17 protein-coding genes are annotated in these 17,205 nt (G+C 62.2%); 7 read left to right on the top strand and 10 right to left on the bottom strand.

Annotated elements, in window-relative coordinates:
* The first annotated feature begins 24 nt into the window (after positions 1 to 24).
* Positions 25 to 735 carry a response regulator transcription factor gene (locus SALLO_RS0104430; RefSeq protein ID WP_022835113.1) on the top strand — a complete coding sequence of 237 codons (711 nt, stop codon included), beginning with the start codon at positions 25 to 27 and terminating at the stop codon, positions 733 to 735.
* Between the two features lie 67 nt (positions 736 to 802).
* Here the strand turns inward: SALLO_RS0104430 and SALLO_RS18875 are convergent, their stop codons facing one another.
* Entirely contained in the window at positions 803 to 994 is a 192-nt protein-coding gene (locus SALLO_RS18875) for a HepT-like ribonuclease domain-containing protein (RefSeq protein WP_407689957.1), read from the bottom strand.
* Between the two features lie 125 nt (positions 995 to 1,119).
* Positions 1,120 to 1,446: a nucleotidyltransferase family protein gene (locus SALLO_RS18095; RefSeq protein WP_169577882.1), complete on the bottom strand. Its 327-nt coding sequence runs from the start codon at positions 1,444 to 1,446 to the stop codon at positions 1,120 to 1,122.
* 251 nt (positions 1,447 to 1,697) lie between these two features.
* Between SALLO_RS18095 and murA the strand changes: the two genes are divergently transcribed.
* The 6 genes from murA to SALLO_RS0104390 are packed head-to-tail and all read left to right on the top strand — an operon-like array spanning position 1,698 to position 7,329.
* Complete coding sequence (gene murA, locus SALLO_RS0104415; RefSeq protein ID WP_022835111.1) at positions 1,698 to 3,014, top strand: UDP-N-acetylglucosamine 1-carboxyvinyltransferase; 1,317 nt, start codon at positions 1,698 to 1,700, stop codon at positions 3,012 to 3,014.
* A 41-nt stretch (positions 3,015 to 3,055) separates the two neighbouring features.
* Positions 3,056 to 3,706, top strand: coding sequence for a phosphoribosylanthranilate isomerase (locus SALLO_RS0104410; RefSeq protein ID WP_022835110.1), 651 nt, complete (start codon positions 3,056 to 3,058; stop codon positions 3,704 to 3,706).
* Between the two features lie 29 nt (positions 3,707 to 3,735).
* Entirely contained in the window at positions 3,736 to 4,944 is a 1,209-nt protein-coding gene (gene trpB, locus SALLO_RS0104405; RefSeq protein WP_022835109.1) for a tryptophan synthase subunit beta, read from the top strand.
* A gap of 23 nt (positions 4,945 to 4,967) precedes the next feature.
* Positions 4,968 to 5,798 (top strand): tryptophan synthase subunit alpha, encoded by an 831-nt coding sequence (gene trpA, locus SALLO_RS0104400; RefSeq protein WP_022835108.1) that lies wholly within the window; start codon positions 4,968 to 4,970, stop codon positions 5,796 to 5,798.
* A gap of 32 nt (positions 5,799 to 5,830) precedes the next feature.
* Entirely contained in the window at positions 5,831 to 6,964 is a 1,134-nt protein-coding gene (locus SALLO_RS0104395) for a DUF4837 family protein (RefSeq protein ID WP_022835107.1), read from the top strand.
* Positions 6,961 to 7,329 carry a DUF4296 domain-containing protein gene (locus SALLO_RS0104390; protein ID WP_084696155.1) on the top strand — a complete coding sequence of 123 codons (369 nt, stop codon included), beginning with the start codon at positions 6,961 to 6,963 and terminating at the stop codon, positions 7,327 to 7,329. Before SALLO_RS0104395 ends, SALLO_RS0104390 begins: the two co-directional genes overlap by 4 nt.
* Positions 7,330 to 7,357: 28 nt before the next feature.
* Here SALLO_RS0104390 and surE read toward each other — a convergent pair whose 3' ends face one another.
* The 8 genes from surE to SALLO_RS0104350 form a co-directional block, all read right to left on the bottom strand.
* A complete protein-coding gene (surE, locus tag SALLO_RS15190; RefSeq protein ID WP_022835105.1) occupies positions 7,358 to 8,182 on the bottom strand; it encodes a 5'/3'-nucleotidase SurE in 825 nt (274 codons plus the stop codon).
* Positions 8,183 to 8,189: 7 nt separating this feature from the next.
* Positions 8,190 to 9,023: a 3-methyl-2-oxobutanoate hydroxymethyltransferase gene (gene panB / locus SALLO_RS0104380; protein WP_022835104.1), complete on the bottom strand. Its 834-nt coding sequence runs from the start codon at positions 9,021 to 9,023 to the stop codon at positions 8,190 to 8,192.
* Between the two features lie 238 nt (positions 9,024 to 9,261).
* Positions 9,262 to 9,843, bottom strand: a complete 582-nt coding sequence (locus SALLO_RS15185; RefSeq protein ID WP_022835103.1) for an OmpH family outer membrane protein — start codon at positions 9,841 to 9,843, stop codon at positions 9,262 to 9,264.
* 89 nt (positions 9,844 to 9,932) lie between these two features.
* Positions 9,933 to 10,508 (bottom strand): OmpH family outer membrane protein, encoded by a 576-nt coding sequence (locus SALLO_RS15180; protein WP_022835102.1) that lies wholly within the window; start codon positions 10,506 to 10,508, stop codon positions 9,933 to 9,935.
* Positions 10,509 to 10,555: 47 nt separating this feature from the next.
* Positions 10,556 to 13,021 (bottom strand): outer membrane protein assembly factor BamA, encoded by a 2,466-nt coding sequence (gene bamA, locus SALLO_RS0104365; protein WP_028566896.1) that lies wholly within the window; start codon positions 13,019 to 13,021, stop codon positions 10,556 to 10,558.
* Positions 13,022 to 13,218: 197 nt separating this feature from the next.
* Complete coding sequence (locus SALLO_RS0104360; RefSeq protein WP_022835100.1) at positions 13,219 to 14,028, bottom strand: isoprenyl transferase; 810 nt, start codon at positions 14,026 to 14,028, stop codon at positions 13,219 to 13,221.
* A 167-nt stretch (positions 14,029 to 14,195) separates the two neighbouring features.
* Complete coding sequence (gene rseP / locus SALLO_RS0104355; protein WP_022835099.1) at positions 14,196 to 15,626, bottom strand: RIP metalloprotease RseP; 1,431 nt, start codon at positions 15,624 to 15,626, stop codon at positions 14,196 to 14,198.
* Between the two features lie 60 nt (positions 15,627 to 15,686).
* On the bottom strand, positions 15,687 to 16,859 hold the full coding sequence (locus SALLO_RS0104350; protein WP_051141409.1) for a 1-deoxy-D-xylulose-5-phosphate reductoisomerase: 1,173 nt from the start codon (positions 16,857 to 16,859) through the stop codon (positions 15,687 to 15,689).
* Positions 16,860 to 17,205 lie beyond the last annotated feature (346 nt).

Below are 17,205 nucleotides of genomic sequence, written 5' to 3'. Positions count from 1 at the left end.
CTTTTCCAACTGAATGCTGCTGGTATGCCGAAGACGACCAACCGAACCTACAACATGCTCATCGTGGAGGACGACCCGGACATCCTGATGGGCCTGCGCGAGTATTTTGAGATTGAAGATTACGAGGTGGAGACCGCTGCCGACGGTGAGGCGGCGCTTGAACAGATAAAGGCCATGGACGACTGCGACGTGGTGCTTTTGGACGTGATGCTGCCGAAGAAAGACGGCTTCGAGGTGCTGCGCGAGTCGCAAGAGATGGGCTTTAGCGCGCCCATCATCATGATCACGGCGCGCGGCGAGCAAGAGTCGAAGCTCAAGGGCTTTGGCTTGGGCGCCGATGATTACATCACGAAGCCGTTTAACGTGGAAGAACTCGCGGCCCGCGTGAAGGCGATCCTGCAGCGCACCATGCCGCCGTCAGAGGCCCCGATGGATGTGTACACCATTGGCGACGTGGAGATCAACTTCACCACCCACGAGGCCTTTCGCGACGACGAGGAAATCAGCTTTACGGCACTGGAGTTCGACATCTTGCGGTACCTCATCCAGCACAAGGGCCGTACGGTAACGCGTAAGCAGCTCCTGCGGGACGTGTGGGGCATCGACGAAAACATCATCACGCGCACCATCGACCGGCACATGGCGTCGGTGCGGAAAAAGATCGAACCCGATCCGTCGTCGCCCACGTACATCGAAACCGTATACGGCATCGGCTACCGCTTCGACGATACCTGATCGCCGCGACACAGGTCCCCCAGCCGCTCCCACGCGTTGAGCGGCTGGAGGAGCGTCAAATATGGTCCTACTCGAGGAGGCGACCAATCTGTGTCTTGAGCGTGGGAAGGTCATGCTGAACCACCTCCCAAGTCATATCTAGGTTGATATTGAGGTATTCGTGTGCGATGCGGTTGCGCATTCCAATCATGGCATGCGATGGAATGTGATTGTGCTGCGTCCGAAACGAATTGGAGCGTTGACGGCTGGCCTCGCCAATGGCTCTAGTCGCCGTACAGTCGCATCTTGATCATTCGTTCTGCGAAGAACGCTTCGCGTGAGGCTCCAGCGCTGTATGATTCGATCTGACTGATCGCATCGAGAATATGACGCAGGTATACGGCTTCATTCTTCATATAGCACCACGCGGTCCACGCCGATGTAGGGGGGCACGTGCGGGCTCCGTGCATCCTCGGTAACAAGCTCCACAGGCGGGCCGAGGTGTTTGCTGAGCGTCTGCGCTAACTCGAACCACCGCAGCCCCGGGGGAGGACGATCGTCAGGGGCCTTTAACGTGACCAGTACATCGATGTCACTGCCTGGATGATCTTGCCCACGCGCCGTCAAACCGAAAAGGGTAATGCGATTCACGTACGGCATGAGAAGCGGAACCAATTGATCGCGGATCTCACGAAATCGTTTGGGTAACGTGTCGGAGGAAGATGCAGGCATGAGTCGCGGAGGGTTGGTCCTTATCGCGGATGCGAACCGCATTATGATCCACACGGCATTGATTACCAAGTGCCATGCTGCGGCAGGGCAGGCTACCCTCATAGCATTATAGGGTGCGTGCATCTGCAGTTTGCGAATCAGCCATAAAGTGCCTTAAACAACCACGGCGACGAACATCCGCCGGGCACGGGCTTACACAATTGTACCCGCTCGTACTCTTATTCCCACCGTTTTGAAGCCTCTGTATCCTCATGGATAAATTTGTTGTTCGTGGCGGCGCTCCGCTGCACGGTCCGTTGCCGGTTGGCGGCTCAAAGAACACCGCGCTCCCGCTGATGGCCGCCGCACTGCTGGCCGATGGCACCACCACGCTCACCAATGTGCCAAATTTGCGTGACGTGCTCACGTTCTCCAATGTGCTGCGCGTGTCGGGGCCGGCGGTCACGTTTGAGCCCGAGGCGCACCGCCTAACGATTGATGCGTCGGGCGTTAACCACCCGGTGGCGCCGTACGAGCTGGTGAAAAAGATGCGGGCCTCGTTTTATATGCTGGGCGCGCTCATTGGACGCTGCGGGAAGGCCAAGGTGTCGCTGCCGGGCGGCTGTGCTTGGGGGCCGCGTCCGGTCGATCTGCACATCGAGGGTATGAAGGCGTTCGGGGCCTCCATCGACCTGGAGGAGGGGTACGTCATCGCCTCGACGCCCAACGGGCGGCTCGACGGCGGCACGTTCCGGATGGAGCCCTCTAGCGTGGGGGCGACGATCAACCTCTTGCTGGGGGCGGTAACGGCACGCGGCGGCTCGCGCATCGAGAACGCGGCGCAGGAGCCCGACGTGGTGGCGTTTGGCGAGGCGCTGCAGCACATGGGCGCGCAGATTGACGGCCTCGGGACGCGGACGATTGAGGTGCAGGGCGTTGATGCGCTGGAACCTGTCACGTTTGCCAACACGCCCGACCGCATCGAGCTGGGCACGTTCATGATCTGGGCTGCCATTGCGGGCCCGCCGGGTACGCCTGTGCGCATCCCGGGGGGCAACCACAAGCACCTGGGTGAGGCGTTCAAAACATATTTTGAGGCGACGGGCGCGGGCGTCACCTACACCGACGACCTGGTGACCGTTACGCCGCCGGAGCACCTCACGCCGGTGTCTATCGAAACGGGCACCTATCCGGGCTTCCCAACCGATTTGCAGGCGCAGTGGACGGTGCTGCTGGCCTGTGCGGACGGTACCGGCACCGTTACCGATACGGTGTACGACGATCGCTTTAAGCATATCCCCGAGCTGCAGCGCCTGGGCATCGACGCGACGGTGAATGGCAACACGGCGACGGTGCATGGCGGGGGGGCGATTAAGGGAGCCAAGGTGATGAGCACGGATCTGCGGGCCAGCGTGTCGCTCGTGATGGCCGCCTCGGTGGCCGAGGGCCGCACCGACGTGCTGCGCGTCTATCATCTGGATCGCGGATACGAGCAGCTCGAAGAAAAACTGCAAGCGGCCGGGCTGTCCATTGAACGGGCCACATACGACGAGTTTGAAACGCCCGAAACGCTGGCCGACCCTGCGTAGTTTTCCATATCCTTCGCTCCACGCGCTCATTTATCTGTTGTATGGCTGTTCAACTAAAGGTTTGTGGCATCACCCAGCTCGAAGACGCTCGGTACCTCGCGCCCCTCGGTGTGGACTACTTCGGGTTTATCCAGCACGAAGAGAGTCCGCGGTACGTAAGCCCGCGCCTGGTGCGCGACATCACCGATTGGGTGCACGGCGTGCAGTCGGTGGGCGTGTTTGTGAATGATTCAGCCGAGGCGGTGCGCGCGACAGCTGAGGCGGCGGGCTTTGACCTGGTGCAGCTGCATGGCGACGAGTCGCCCGACGTGTGCGCTGCTATCGACCGGCCCGTCATCAAGGCCATTCGCGTGCGGCACGACGCGTCTCCCGAGCAGCTCCACGCCGTGATGCGTCCGTACGAAGACGTGGTCGACTATTTTCTGCTCGATACACACAACTCAAGCGTGTGGGGCGGCACCGGCGAGTCGTTCAACTGGCGGCTGGCCCGCGAGCTCTCCGACACGTATCCGCTGTTTTTGGCCGGCGGCATCGACGCGTCGAATGTCGAGCGCGCTATGCTCACCATGCGCCCCTTTGCCATCGACCTCTCCAGCGGCCTTGAAGAGGCACCCGGCCAAAAGAGCTTTGAAAAAATCGACGCCTTCATGGAGGCCTTTCGGGCCGCAAACCACGAACTCGCCAGCGCCTAATTTCCCTTTTTGCTGTATCGACCAGTCCTATGCTACAAAAAACGACAGCGCCCAAAACGTACAACGCCCCCGACGCCGACGGCCACTTTGGGTCGTACGGCGGCGCCTTTGTCCCGGAGATTCTGCATCCCGTACTGGCCGACCTGAAGGCGGCCTACGCCACCTACAAGGACGATCCTGACTTTCAGGCGGAGTACCGCGCGTTGTTGCGCGACTACGTGGGGCGGCCCACGCCGCTCACGCTGTGCAACCGTCTCACCGAGGCCTTGGGCGGCGCTACCATCTACGCCAAGCGCGAGGACCTTTGCCACACCGGCGCGCACAAGATCAACAACACGATTGGCCAGATTCTGCTGGCCCGCCGCATGGGCAAGACCCGCATCATTGCGGAGACGGGCGCCGGGCAGCATGGCGTGGCCACGGCTACGGTGTGCGCCAAATTTGGCATGCCCTGCATCGTGTACATGGGATCGGAAGACATGGAGCGGCAGCGGCTGAACGTGGAGCGCATGCGCCTGCTGGGCGCCGAGGTGCGGCCGGCAACCAGCGGCAGCCAAACGCTCAAAGACGCGACCAATGAGGCGATCCGCGACTGGGTTTCGAACCCGGAAGATACGTTCTATATCATCGGATCGGTCGTGGGGCCGCATCCCTACCCGATGATGGTGCGCGACTTCCACCGCGTGATTGGCGAGGAGACGCGCGCGCAGCTCCAAGATGAGATCGGTCGCTCCACGCCCGACGCCGTGGTGGCTTGCGTGGGCGGCGGATCGAACGCGATGGGCATCTACTATCCCTTCATTGACGATGCCACGGTGCAGCTTGTTGGCGCCGAAGCGGCCGGCGAGGGCCTGAACGGCCGCCACGCCGCGACGCTCGCCAAAGGAACGCGCGGTGTGCTGCATGGCGCCATGAGCGTGCTTCTGCAAGACGACGCCGGGCAGGTGCAGCTCCCACACTCCATTTCCGCGGGCCTCGACTACCCGGGCATCGGCCCAGAGCATGCGTACCTTCATGAAACCGGCCGCGTGGACTACCGCCCGGTGACCGACACCGAGGCCATGGAGGGCGTGAAGCTGCTGTCGCGCACGGAGGGCATCATCCCCGCATTGGAAACGGCCCATGCCGTGTCGCTCCTGCCAGACCTGGCCCACACCCTGGGCGAAGACGGCGTCATCGTCTTCAACTGCTCGGGCCGGGGCGATAAGGACATGGAGACCATCACGCATCATCTGTAAACTGCTCACACATCCACGCTGCCGTGTCGAACCGACTTGCAACCACATTTGAAGCCCTGCGGGCCCGTAACGAGAAGGCCATGGGCCTCTTTCTGACCAACGGCTTTCCCGAGCCGTCTGCTACGGTGCCGCTGCTGCGGGCCATTGACCGGGGCGGGGCCGACTTCATTGAGCTCGGCATGCCGTTCAGCGATCCGCTTGCCGAGGGGCTGCCCATTCAACGGTCGAGTGCGCGCGCGCTGTCGCATGGCGTGACCATGGACGATGCGTTTGAGACCGCTGCTGCCTTCCGTGCAGAGAGCGAGACGCCGCTTCTGCTCATGGGTTACATCAACCCCATTTTGCGCTACGGGCCGGCCGACTTTTGCCGCCGCGCGGCTGCCGCGGGCGTCGATGGTCTCATCCTGCCCGACCTGCCGCCGGAGGAGGCGGCGCTCATTGCCGAGCCCGCTGCGGCCCAAAACCTTGACCTCGTGTTGCTCATTGCCCCTAACACCTCCGACGCGCGCATCCAGCAGATCGATGCACAGGCGACGGGCTTCGTGTATGCGGTGAGCGTTACCGGCCTCACCGGCAGCACCCTCGATGGCAACAGCGCCGTGCAGGACTATCTGCAGCGCGCCCGTCAATTGGTGACGCAGAATCCGCTCTTGGTGGGCTTTGGCATCAAAACGCATGAGGATGCCATGCAAATGGCCGCTGCAACGGACGGATTTATCGTCGGATCGGCGCTCATCAACCGGATAGCTGAGGTGTGGGACGATGACGCCCACTCCAGGGATGAGGCGCTGGATGCCGCTGCGTCGTTTGCCCATGCACTCAAGCACGGGGAAGCGGCACCGCAACGCGCGTAAAAGCCGCCCTTTTTCCACGATCGTTCCTGCCTATGTCTGCTCGCTACACGCTGGCTGCTACCGCCGCGCTCTGGATAGTTCTTCTGCTTGGAGGATGCATCGACGGGGACTATCGCCCGCGGGCTACGGGGCCGGAGGGGCAGATCACCGTGGTGATGGATAGCGCGCGGTGGAAGGGGCCCGTTGGCGAGGCCTTCCGGAAGTACGTCACGCCGTATCGCGAGACGCTGCCGCTGCCCGAACGGATGTTCACACCGTACCAGATAGACCTTAGCAGCGAGCAAACGTACGAGCGGATCACCGAGCAAAAAAACATCGTCATCATCGCGCCGCTGAGCGACTCGACCAACGAAGCCAACTTTCTGCGGCGGCGGCTGTCGGAGGACGTACGGCAAGCGGTGATGAACGGCCAGACGGTGGTGGTGCCCAAGCCCAACCTGTGGCGCCGGAGCCAGCGTGTGTATTTTATCACGGCGGCTACGCAAGAGGGCCTCATCAACGCGCTGCAAAACAACGGGAAACAAATCCGGCAGACGTTTCGGCAGATTACGCTCGAACGGATGCAAAACGAAATGTTTGAGCGGGCCCGTCAGTACGACATTGAAGACTCGCTCATGCAAAAGCACGGGTTTGCGGTACACGTGCAGCATGACTACGTCATTGCCGTGGACACGATGACCGACTCTACGGGCTTCATTTGGCTACGCCGCTTGCTCACGGAGACGCGCCGCGACCTGCTGCTGTACTACAAGGAAAACGCCGATCCGAGTGTGCTCTCGCCGCAGTGGGTGTACGACACGCGCGACTCGCTCACCCGAAAATACATGCGCGGCAGTGTCCGGGGCTTTGTGAAGATCGACTACCGCCGCCCGCTCGAAACCGACCAAACCAGCTTCCTCGGCCGCTATGCCTACCTCACGGAGGGCCTGTGGCACATGGTGGCGCCCATGCCCGAAACCGGCGAACTGATGCCGGTAGGGGGCGGTGGGCCGTTCGTAAACTACACGTTTTACGACCAAGCCACCGACCGCATCTACATGATCGACGGATCCGTCTTTGCGCCGAAGTACGACAAGCTGCGGTTCATTCGCCAGATGGAAGTGATTGCGCAGACCTTTCGGACCAAGGCTGAAGTGAGTGATGCACCGGCCACGGCTGCGCAATGAGAACACTCCTTGGCGCGCTCCTTCTTGGCGTGTTGATTGGACCGTGGAGCGGCTGCCAGCCGTCGCGGCCACAGCCTCGCGTGCCGGATAGCACCATGGTGCACGTGCTCACGGCGTTGCATCTGGCGGCCGTGGCTCCGGCCGATAGCGTGTCGTACGAGGCCCGGCGCGCCGCGGTGCTCCAGCGCCACAACCTCACCGAGGCGGCTTTTCAGCGAGCGGTTGCTGCATACACCGCGCATCCCGATTCGCTCAACAACGTGTATAACGCCGTCATCGACTCGCTCGTCTCCGTACAGCAGCGCATTGCCGAGACCCAACGGTTGATGCTTACGCCGGAGGCCAACGCACCGGCGGCTCCGTAGGCCCGCGAGGAACTGTCGCGATGCTGTTTTACGCGTCGTTGGGCGTTGGGGCCGATGGCATCTCCTCTGTCCACGCCCAGTCCTTGAGCATCTCGATGTGCTGATACGCCGTCATATCGAACTGAATGGGCGTTACGGAGACGTAGCCCGCGTCGACGGCCGCCAGGTCGGTGTCGTGCCCTTCGTCGAGGTCTACAAACGTGCCGGCGAGCCAGTAGTACATGCGGTCGAGCGGATCGCGCCGGGCCTCGAAGCTCTCCTCCCAGCGGGCGCGGGCCTGCCGGGTGATGGTGATGCCTTTGATGTCCTCCGGGGCGCGCTCTGGAATGTTGACGTTGAGGAGCATACCGGCCGGCAACGACTGTTCGAGCACCGTTTGCACGATGCGCCGGGCGTACGGCTGCGCCACCCGAAAGTCGTCGCTCGTCCACGAGCAGTACGAAAAGGCAATGGCTGGGATGCCCAGCACGGCGCCCTCGGTGGCCGCGCTCACCGTGCCGGAGTACAGCACGTTAACGGCCGTGTTGGGGCCGCTGTTGATGCCGCTGACAACGAGGGACGGCCGCCGGTCGAGCAGCTCGTGCACGGCCATCTTGATGCAGTCGGCCGGCGTGCCGCTCACGGCCCATGCACTAATCGTTCCGGACGGCACCTCAAACTCGTGCCGATGCACGCGCACCGGGTCGCGCACAGTGATGGCATGCCCCACCGCGCTCTGTTCGCTTTCGGGGGCCACGACGCATAAGTCGGCGATGCCGTCGAGGGCGGCGGCAAGGGCCTGAATGCCGGGCGCGTCGATGCCGTCGTCGTTGCAAATGAGAATGAGCGGTCGGTCGTTTGAAACAGGAGCCATGAAGGCGCTAATAGCTTTCGTCGGATGAAGGAAAGGCGCGGGTGCGCACATCGTCAATGTACGCCCCAACGGCCTCGGTGATGCGCTCGTCGAGCCGTGCGTAGCGACGTACGAAGCGCGGGTTGAAGTCGGTGGTGAGGCCAAGCGCATCGTGCGACACGAGCACCTGTCCGCTGCACCCGACGCCCGCGCCAATGCCAATGGTAGGAATAGAGAGCGCTGCGGTGACTTCTTCGGCAAGTGTCGCCGGAATTTTTTCGAGCACCAGCGCAAAGCATCCGGCCGCTTGCAAGGCCTGCGCATCTTTGCGGAGCTGTTCGGCTTCCGCCTCGGCGCGGGCGCGCACCTTGTAGGTGCCAAAGTTGTAGATGCTCTGCGGCGTGAGGCCGAGGTGCCCCATCACCGGAATGCCGGCCGATACGAGCCGCTCCACGGTATCTACGACCGGCGCGCCACCTTCCAGCTTAACCCCGTGGGCGCCGGTCTCCTTCATCACGCGAATCGCCGACTGCAAGGCTTCCTTGCTGCTGCCTTGATACGACCCAAACGGCAGGTCGACAATGACGAGGGCGCGTTCAATGGCGCGCACCACGCACTGGGCGTGGTACACCATCTGGTCGAGCGTCATGGGGAGCGTGGTTTCGTTGCCTGCCATCACATTGGAGGCCGAGTCGCCCACAAGGAGCACGTCGATGCCGGCCTGGTCGAACAGCCGGGCGGAGGTGTAATCGTACGCCGTGAGCATGGCGATGGGCACGTCCGAGGCGCGCATCTCTTGCAAGGTTTGCGTCGTGACGCGGGCAACGTTGGCGGCGTCGGGGCGGACGGTTTCGGTACTCATGGGCGGACGGGGAATAACGGCACAGAATGAACACCGGCAGTATACAAAAGACGCAATTACTTTGCAGAGCAGGCGGCGGGCGTTGCGGGCTACGAGACAACAAAAAAAGCGGGCCCCGGCGTGGGACCCGCTCTGCGCTTCCGTCAAAAGAGGCGCTACGCGTTGTTTGGGACGTCGGCGTAGGATCAGGCCTGCGTAATGCGTCGCAGCGCCCGGTCTTCGCGGCCGGCGCACCCGTTTAGTTGCCGCCCGAGGTTGGCGTATCCTCCACAGTAGGCGCGGGCGCCGTTTGGGCACCGCTTATGTCAATACCCAGCTTTTGGGCCACCGGCTCGGTGATGTCCACCACATTACTGCTCGACGGCTGAACATACAGCAGCGCCTGTGTCCGCATCACAAGGTCAATGCTGCGGCTTTGCGCTACTTCCTCAATGGCCGTCTGCAACTCTTCAAGCAGCGGTTGCATCAGCTCGCGCTGCCGCTGTTGAAACGCCTGATCGGAGGCTTGCGCTTGCTGCTGCAGATTTTGCTGCATTTGCTGCAGCTCGCGTCGCCGCTGCGCGCGGCTCGAATCGGAGAGGAGCGACTGTTGCCGCTGATACCGCTGGAACTGTTGCTGAAGCGTCTGCTGCTGTTGCTGCAACTCTTGGCGCTGTTGCATCGCAAACTCCTGGAGCTGCTGCTGTACCTGCTCCATCTCTGGCATGTTGGCCAGGATGGCTTCCTGATTGGTGTAGCCGATTTTCTGCGCCTGTGCGGGAGCATACAGCCCCGCCATCAGGAACAGAGCAGCTATCCATGGTGCGTAAAGCTTTTTCATTGTGGGTTGGGTGTCGTTCGTATCATTGTCGATCGCTACTATAGAGGCGCACGCAACGCGTGGCCGGTATCAAGCGGGCGTGCGTCCTGTTACGGACGGCGCGCGCCGCGTTGCTGCTGGTTGGGCGTTACACCCATCACCCGCAGCACCTGATCGTTCAGATTGTATTGCGGGCGTGCAAACATGAAGAGGTAGTCGCCGCTCTTGTCAAATACGTAATCGTATCCTTCGATGCGGGCGACCTCTTCTACAGCCGAGAGGATGCGCTCTTGTATGGGACGCATCAGCTCTTGCTGTCGTTGGTAAAAACGGCCGTTGGGTCCAAAGTATTGCCGCCGCTTTTCTTCTACGGCCTTGCGGGCCTGGGCAATGGCTTCGCGGCGGGCTTTTCGTTCCTCGGGCGTGTACAACAGGGCCCGCGCTTCAAACTCCGATTCCATCTCCTCAACCTTCGCGCGCTGCTTCTCTAGCTCGGCCCGCCACTCCTGCTCCAGCTGCTGCAGCTTCTGCTGCACGGTGGCATACTCGGGCAGCTGCTGCAGGATGTCCTTCGAGTTGATGTACCCGATGGTTTGCTGTGCGTACCCGGCGCGCGCGCCGCAGCACAGGGCTACGACGAACACACCAAGCCAGGCAAGGCGCCAAGGGAAACGGGCGTTGCGCATGAGTGAAGCAATCGGTCGCTGGCGAGAGCGGGCAACGAGTGGTGGCGCTAGAAGCCCTGGCCAATGGTAAACTGGAAGCCCCAGTCGCGCGCGCCGCTGTCGCCCGACTCCACCGGAACGTAGCGGTCGAAGTTGTACCCGTAGTTGAATTCGAGCATGCCCACAATGGGCAGGTACAAGCGCACGCCTACACCAGCCGAGCGGTACAGCTGGCCGGGATTGAACGTCTTGAAGCTGTTCCAGCTATTGGCGGCATCGAAGAACAGATAGGGCGCGGCTTGCAACTGCTGATTTTGCAGCGCCATGAACCGAAACTCCGTGGTGTATTTGTTCAGGATGCGGCCCCCAACAGGCGTAATTTGTCCGTTAGGCAGCGTCCGCTTCGGACCAATCGCGCGCACCGGGTAGCCCCGCATAAAGATGGGCTCGGTGCCGTACGAGTAGCCGCTGTAGTCGAACGGCGTGCCGCCTACTTCGAAGCGCTCGAAGTTGACGTCTTCACCCGTGAGCGAGCCGATGTACCCGAAGTCGCTCCCGATGCTCAAGGAGAACTTCTCGCCCATGGGGATGTGCCAGTCGGTTTTGAAGCGCCACTTGTGGTACTGAATCAAATCGCCAACCGGCGGCGCAACTTCCAGCGAGAGCTCAAACTTCGAGCCGCTGCGGGGGAAACGCGGATTGCCGATCGAGCTGCGGCTGAGCGATTGTTGCACCGTCACCGTCTGGCTTACGCCGTCCGGAACGCTCGGGAAGAGTCCGCCCCGGTTGTTGTAAAACTGATAGCCCAGCGCGGTGGAGGTCATGAACTTGTCGTCGGGCCAGTCGAGGCGCCGCGACAGGAAGAGCCGCGTGTTGATGTTTGTGAATGAGCCATCGCTGGCGGTGGTACCGAATAGGGCGCGTGTGTAGCGCGAGTACGACACCGAGCCGCCGATGGGCGTAGGTTCGCCTCGGAACCAGGGCTCGGTGAAAGAGACCGAGTAGTTTTGGTAGAAGCTGCCGTTGGTGCGGATGTTCAGCGAGAGCTTTTGCCCATCCCCCGACGGAAGCGGGCGCCACGCATCCCAGTTGAAGAGGTTTTGTGCCGAGAAATTGTTGAACTGAAAGCCCAGCTGCAGCACCACGCCAAACTGCCCCCACGTCCCCGAAAGTTGCAGCTGATCGCTGCCCGTTTCCTTCACGGCATACGTCAGGTCGACTTCTTTCTTCTTCTCGTCGATGCTGATGTTGGGGCCCTGCGTGAGCGACTTCTGGCTGAAGTACTTCAGCTGCATCAGGCGCCGGATCGATTCCTGAATGGCCGACCGGCTGAAGGTACGGCCGGGGACGGTGTACAGCTCGCGGCGCACCACGTAGTCCTTGGTTTTCGTGTTGCCGGTAATCTGGATGTCGCCAAAGGAATACACGTCGCCCTCCCGCACGGCAATGGTAATGTCGAGCGAATCGCCCTCGACCACGCGGATGGTGGGCACCGGCTGGAATTTCATGTAGCCGCGATCCATGTACAGCCCGGCGATGTCGGTGCCGCGCTTGTTGCCGTACAAGTTCTTTTCAAGCTGTACGCCATCGTACGGAGCGCCTTCTTCAAGCCCCAGGCGTTGCGTAAGGAGGCGGTCAGGAAAGATGGTGTTGCCGGTCCACTCGATGTTGCGTACGAAGTACCGGTCGCCCTCGGCCACCGTAATGCGCAGATTTACATCCTCGTTGGAGGTGTAATACACCGAATCGGACACAATGCGGGCGTCGTAGTAGCCCTTCGACCGGTAGAGGTCGATGACCTTCTGTTTGTCCTCGTCCAGCTTTTCCGGCTTAAACTTTTCGCCTTTCCAAAAGCGCCACCACCGGTTCTCGATGTTGGTCTCCATGGCATCGCGCAGGTCACCGTCATCAATGACGCTGTTGCCGCTAAAGATGATTTCGTCGACTTCAACTTTCTCACCGCGGTCGACATTGAACGTGAGCTCGATGTTGCCGTTGAGCCGCTCTTCCTGTTCCGCGGAGACCGTGGTTTTCAGGTAGCCCTTGTCCTCGTAGAACGACTTGATGATCTGCTTGGAGCGCTCCACGTCGGAGGGGCGCAGCGGCCGGCCCAGGATAAGCGGAAGCTTCTCCTTCAGGTCGTCGCGGTGGCGGTCGCGGATGCCGGTCATGCGGTACAGCGCCAGCGTCGGCTCGGGCTGCACGCTGATGATGAGCGTGATGCCCTGTGCGGTTTGCGCACCTTTGTGGATCTGGACGTCGGAAAACAGCCCGAGGTCGTAGATCGATCGTATGGCCTCGGGAATTGCGCGGCTTCCCGTAAGCTGAATCTGTTCGCCCACTTGAAGGCCACTCGTCTGCACGACAAATTCGCGTGTGCGAGCGTCTTCAATGCCTTCCACCGTAATGCTACTGATCGTGTAGGTGGGCGGAGCAGCAGAAGACACCGAGCCGGAGCCCTCCATGGGGGCTTGCGCGCTTGCAGCAAGAGGAGAAAGCACAAGCAGCAGCCCGAAAAGAACGAGGCGGTGCATACAGCGGGGACAATCAATGGGAAGAAGCATGCGACAGATCGAGGGTCGTTCGATCCTGATCATGAGCTAAACCTACGGTGTACAGGCGGGTTTCGCACCAGCACGTGCAAGATGAACGAAGAGCCGGGGCCGATTATTGTGCGGGCCTGCCTTCACGCAGGCGAGCAGGCGGGCGCGTCAACGAATATCGAAGGGGGCTAGGCCGTCGACGACTCCAGGCTGACGCGGCCGTAGCGGCGGTCACGATCCTGAAAGCTCCGCACGGCGTCGTACAGGGCCGCCCGCCGAAAGTCGGGCCAGTAGCGCTCGGTGATGTACAGCTCGGTGTACGCGCCTTGCCACAGCAGGAAATTGGACAGCCGGTACTCGCCGCCGGTGCGAATCAGAAGGTCGGGGTCGGGGAGCGCGGCGGTGGAGAGGTGCTGCTCGATGGTCGACTCGTCGATGGCATCGGGCGATAGGGTGCCGTCCTGCACGGCGCGCGCGATGGAGCGCGTGGCCTGCGTGAGGTCCCACCGGCCGCTGTACGACAGCGCCAGCGTAAGCGTCATGCGGGCATTGCCAGCCGTTGCGGCTTTGGTTTCGTCGAGCGCCTCCTGGCAGGCCGGCGGGAGCTGCGAGAGGTCGCCAATGGTGCGCAGCCGGATGTCGTTGCGCATCAGCGTCTCTTGTTCGCGCTGCACCGTATGCACGAGCAGCTCCATGAGCGCATTGACCTCGCGCTGCGGGCGTTCCCAGTTTTCGGTGCTAAAGGTGTACAAGGTGAGGTAGTCGATGCCGAGCTCGGCGGCCGCCTCGGCAATGTCGCGCACCGATTCGACACCCTCATGATGCCCCATAAAGCGGGCTTGGTCGCGCTGTTGGGCCCACCGGCCGTTGCCGTCCATGATGGCGGCCACGTGCGAGGGGAGCGGGCCGCGCTGTTGAATCTGTTGTTGCTGTTGCGCATCGTTGCGGGCGGCGTCTGCCGAGGCCCCGTTCGATTCAGGAGACGACACGGTGTCCATAGAAACTGTTGGTGCAAAACCAAGAAGCAACGGTAACAGGCACGATGGCAGGTTGCACCATCGTTAAGATGTATCCACGCAGCCCGCGGCTCATCGTTTCCTGCAGGGGGCATGGTAACTGCTGGGCTACATACGGCCACGGGGCGCCGCGTGGTGCACAGCAAGACTCACAGCCGCAGGATGTCGTTGAAGATGAGGAACGCCATGAAGCATAGCAGCAGCACCATGCCAATCTGCTGCGCCACCAGGCGCACGCGCGTCGAAGGGCGCCGCCGCGTGATGCCTTCGTAAATCAAAAACATGAGTTGGCCGCCGTCAAGCGCCGGAATCGGCAGGAGGTTCATGACGGCGAGCGTGACCGAAAGAATGGCAACTATCCGCCAGAAGGGCCCCCACCCGGCTTCTGCGGCCTGGCTCGTCACCTGCGCAATGCGCACCGGACCGCCCAAGTTTTGGCGCAGATCATCGCGGCCGGTCGCGATGCGCTTCAAGCTGGTAACGATGTTGCTGGCGTAGGCCCACGCGTCTTTCGTGCCCACCACGATAGCCTCGGTGGGGCCATACGCGACAGACTTGACGCCGTAGAGCGATTCGAGCATGGGGCGCGTGGCCGGCCCGATGCCCACAAGGTACCGACCGCTGGCTTGCTCCCGCGCGCGCAACGTGTCGGCATACAGGGTGCCGGTGGCCAGGTGCTGCACAACGGGCGCAGCCGTACTATCGGGGGGAGTCCCGTCACGTAGCGAATCGGGGCGCACCCAGGCAATGGCGAGCGGTGCGCCCTTCGAGGCTTCGATGCGTGCGGCCATGGCCTGCCAGAAGCGCACGCTGTCGCTGCCCACGCGCACGATGCGGTCGCCGGGGCGCAGCCCGATGGAGTCGGCCGGCATGCCAGATTGTACCCGCCCCACAACCGACGGCAAAAACGAGATGCCGAGCGGGCCATCCATCGGCGTTTTGTCTTGGCTGGCGCGGGTCATCACATTGGGCGGACCCACAAAGGTGCGTTGCGTATCGCCGCGCGCCACGGTGATGGTGAGGGTGTCGGCAAGCAGCGCGTCCAGGTCCGAGAGCGCGCTAAACCGCTGCGGCCGTGTTCCGTTCACCTGAAAAATGCGGTCGCCGGTGCGCAGGCCCATGTCGTAGGCAATGGAGCTGTCGGCCACATACACCGACTGGATGTTGTCCATCGGAATGTACGTGTCGCCCTCGGCCCACTTCAATCCGCCAAAGATAAAACCGGCCAGTAGCATGTTAAACGCGACGCCCGCGGTAATCACGATGATGCGCTGCCACACCGGCTTGGCCCGAAACTCCCACGGCTCGGGCGCATCGTCCATCTGCTCGGTATCGAGGCTCTCGTCAATCATGCCGCTGATTTTGACGTATCCGCCCAGCGGGGTGGCCCCAACAACGTACTCGGTTTCGCCCTTCTGAACCCCAAACAGCTTGGGCGGAAAGCCAATCGAGAAGCGCTCAACGCGCATCCCAAACCATTTGGCGGTGAGAAAGTGGCCCAGCTCGTGGATGAAGATGAGGACGCCAAGGGCAAGGATGACCCAGAGCGCGGAGGTGAGGAAATCAATCAGCCAGCTCATGCATGATCAACTACGGAGACAATAGCGCGAGCAGCCTGCAAAGACTGCCGGGGTTCAATCTTAGGCAGGCAACAGGAGTTCCTTTACGTGGCGGCGCGCAGCAGCATCGGCGGCGCGCAGGGTGTCAAGGTCGCGGGGCGTTTCGGGCGCCGCCAGGGCCTGAAGCGCCTCCTCGACGGCGCGCGGAATATCCATAAAGCCAATGGCTTCGTCCAGGAAGAGCGCGACGGCCACTTCGTTGGCGGCGTTGAGCACCGCGGGGGCCGTGCCGCCGGCCCGCAAGGCATCGTAGGCCAGGCGCAGGCACGGAAAGGCGTCGGTGTTGGGCGGCTCAAAGTCGAGGGCGGCGATGGTCGTCCAGTCGAGGCGCTCGTGGGGCGCGGGCCACCGCTCGGGGTAGCTGAGGGCGTACTGGATGGGCACCTTCATGTCGGGGACGCCCAGCTGCGCTTTCATCGAGCCATCGCTGAACGCGACCATCGAGTGGATGATGGACTGCGGGTGCACGAGTACGTCGATGGCGTCGGGCGCGAGGTCGAACAGCCAGCGGGCCTCAATCACTTCAAGCCCTTTGTTCATGAGCGTGGCCGAGTCGATGGTGATTTTAGATCCCATCGACCAGTTCGGGTGGTCGAGCGCTTCGGCCGGTGTGATGGCGCTGAACGTTTTGGGGTCGCGCGTGCGAAACGGACCGCCCGAGGCGGTGAGCACGATGCGCTCCACGGTGGCATCGTCTTCGCCGGTGAGGCACTGAAAGATGGCCGAGTGTTCGCTGTCGACCGGCAGCACGTGGGCGCCGTGCGCTCGTTGGGCCTCCGTGACGAGCGCGCCGGCAACAACCAGCGTCTCCTTGTTGGCGAGGGCCACATCCTTGCCCGCCCGCAGGGCTGCGAGCACCGGCGGGAGGCCGGCGAATCCAACCACCGCGCCCATCACCAGGTCGGCAGCATCGAGGGTGGCAACTTCCCGAAGGCCGTCAGCGCCTGCAAGCACCTCCACCGCCGTGTCGGCCAGGCGGTCGCGGAGCGTCGCGGCCTTCGAGGCATCGGCGATGGCCACGCATTGCGGCCGCACCCGGCGCGCCTGTTCAGCGAGCAGGTCGACGTTCGATCCGGCAGTGAGGCCGTGAATGACAAAGCGCTCCGGAAAAAGCGCCGCCACCTCCAGCGTTTGCGTACCCACCGATCCGGTGGAGCCGAGAATGGAAAGGCCGCGAGGGGAAGAGGCAGGCATAGAACCAAGCATGGTGGTAAACGACGCGGACACGGGTGCGGGATGCGCTGCGCCAACCGGCGGAGTGCGCGGGCCGCGTGTGAACAATGATGCGCGGGCGCCGATGGATCCCACGCGTTCCATCGAATAAAGAAATCGGGCCGCAAGCGGGACGCGTGGACTAGCGAAGCATGGCTTGTTGTCCGTTATTGCAAAAAATGCCACACAGGACGTTTTGACAAGCATGCAGAATGTGTGACCTCCGAAATGCACCGTTCCGGTGCTCTGTTTGTCTGACGCGCAACAGGCTAGTGGGAAGACATTGGCCCGGCCGGGAGCGCAAAAGGTTTCAAACAGCACCTCGTGC

Source organism: Salisaeta longa DSM 21114 (assembly GCF_000419585.1).
GTDB classification, from domain to species: Bacteria; Bacteroidota; Rhodothermia; order Rhodothermales; family Salinibacteraceae; genus Salisaeta; species Salisaeta longa.
This window is presented reverse-complemented; position numbering and strand designations above follow the sequence as displayed.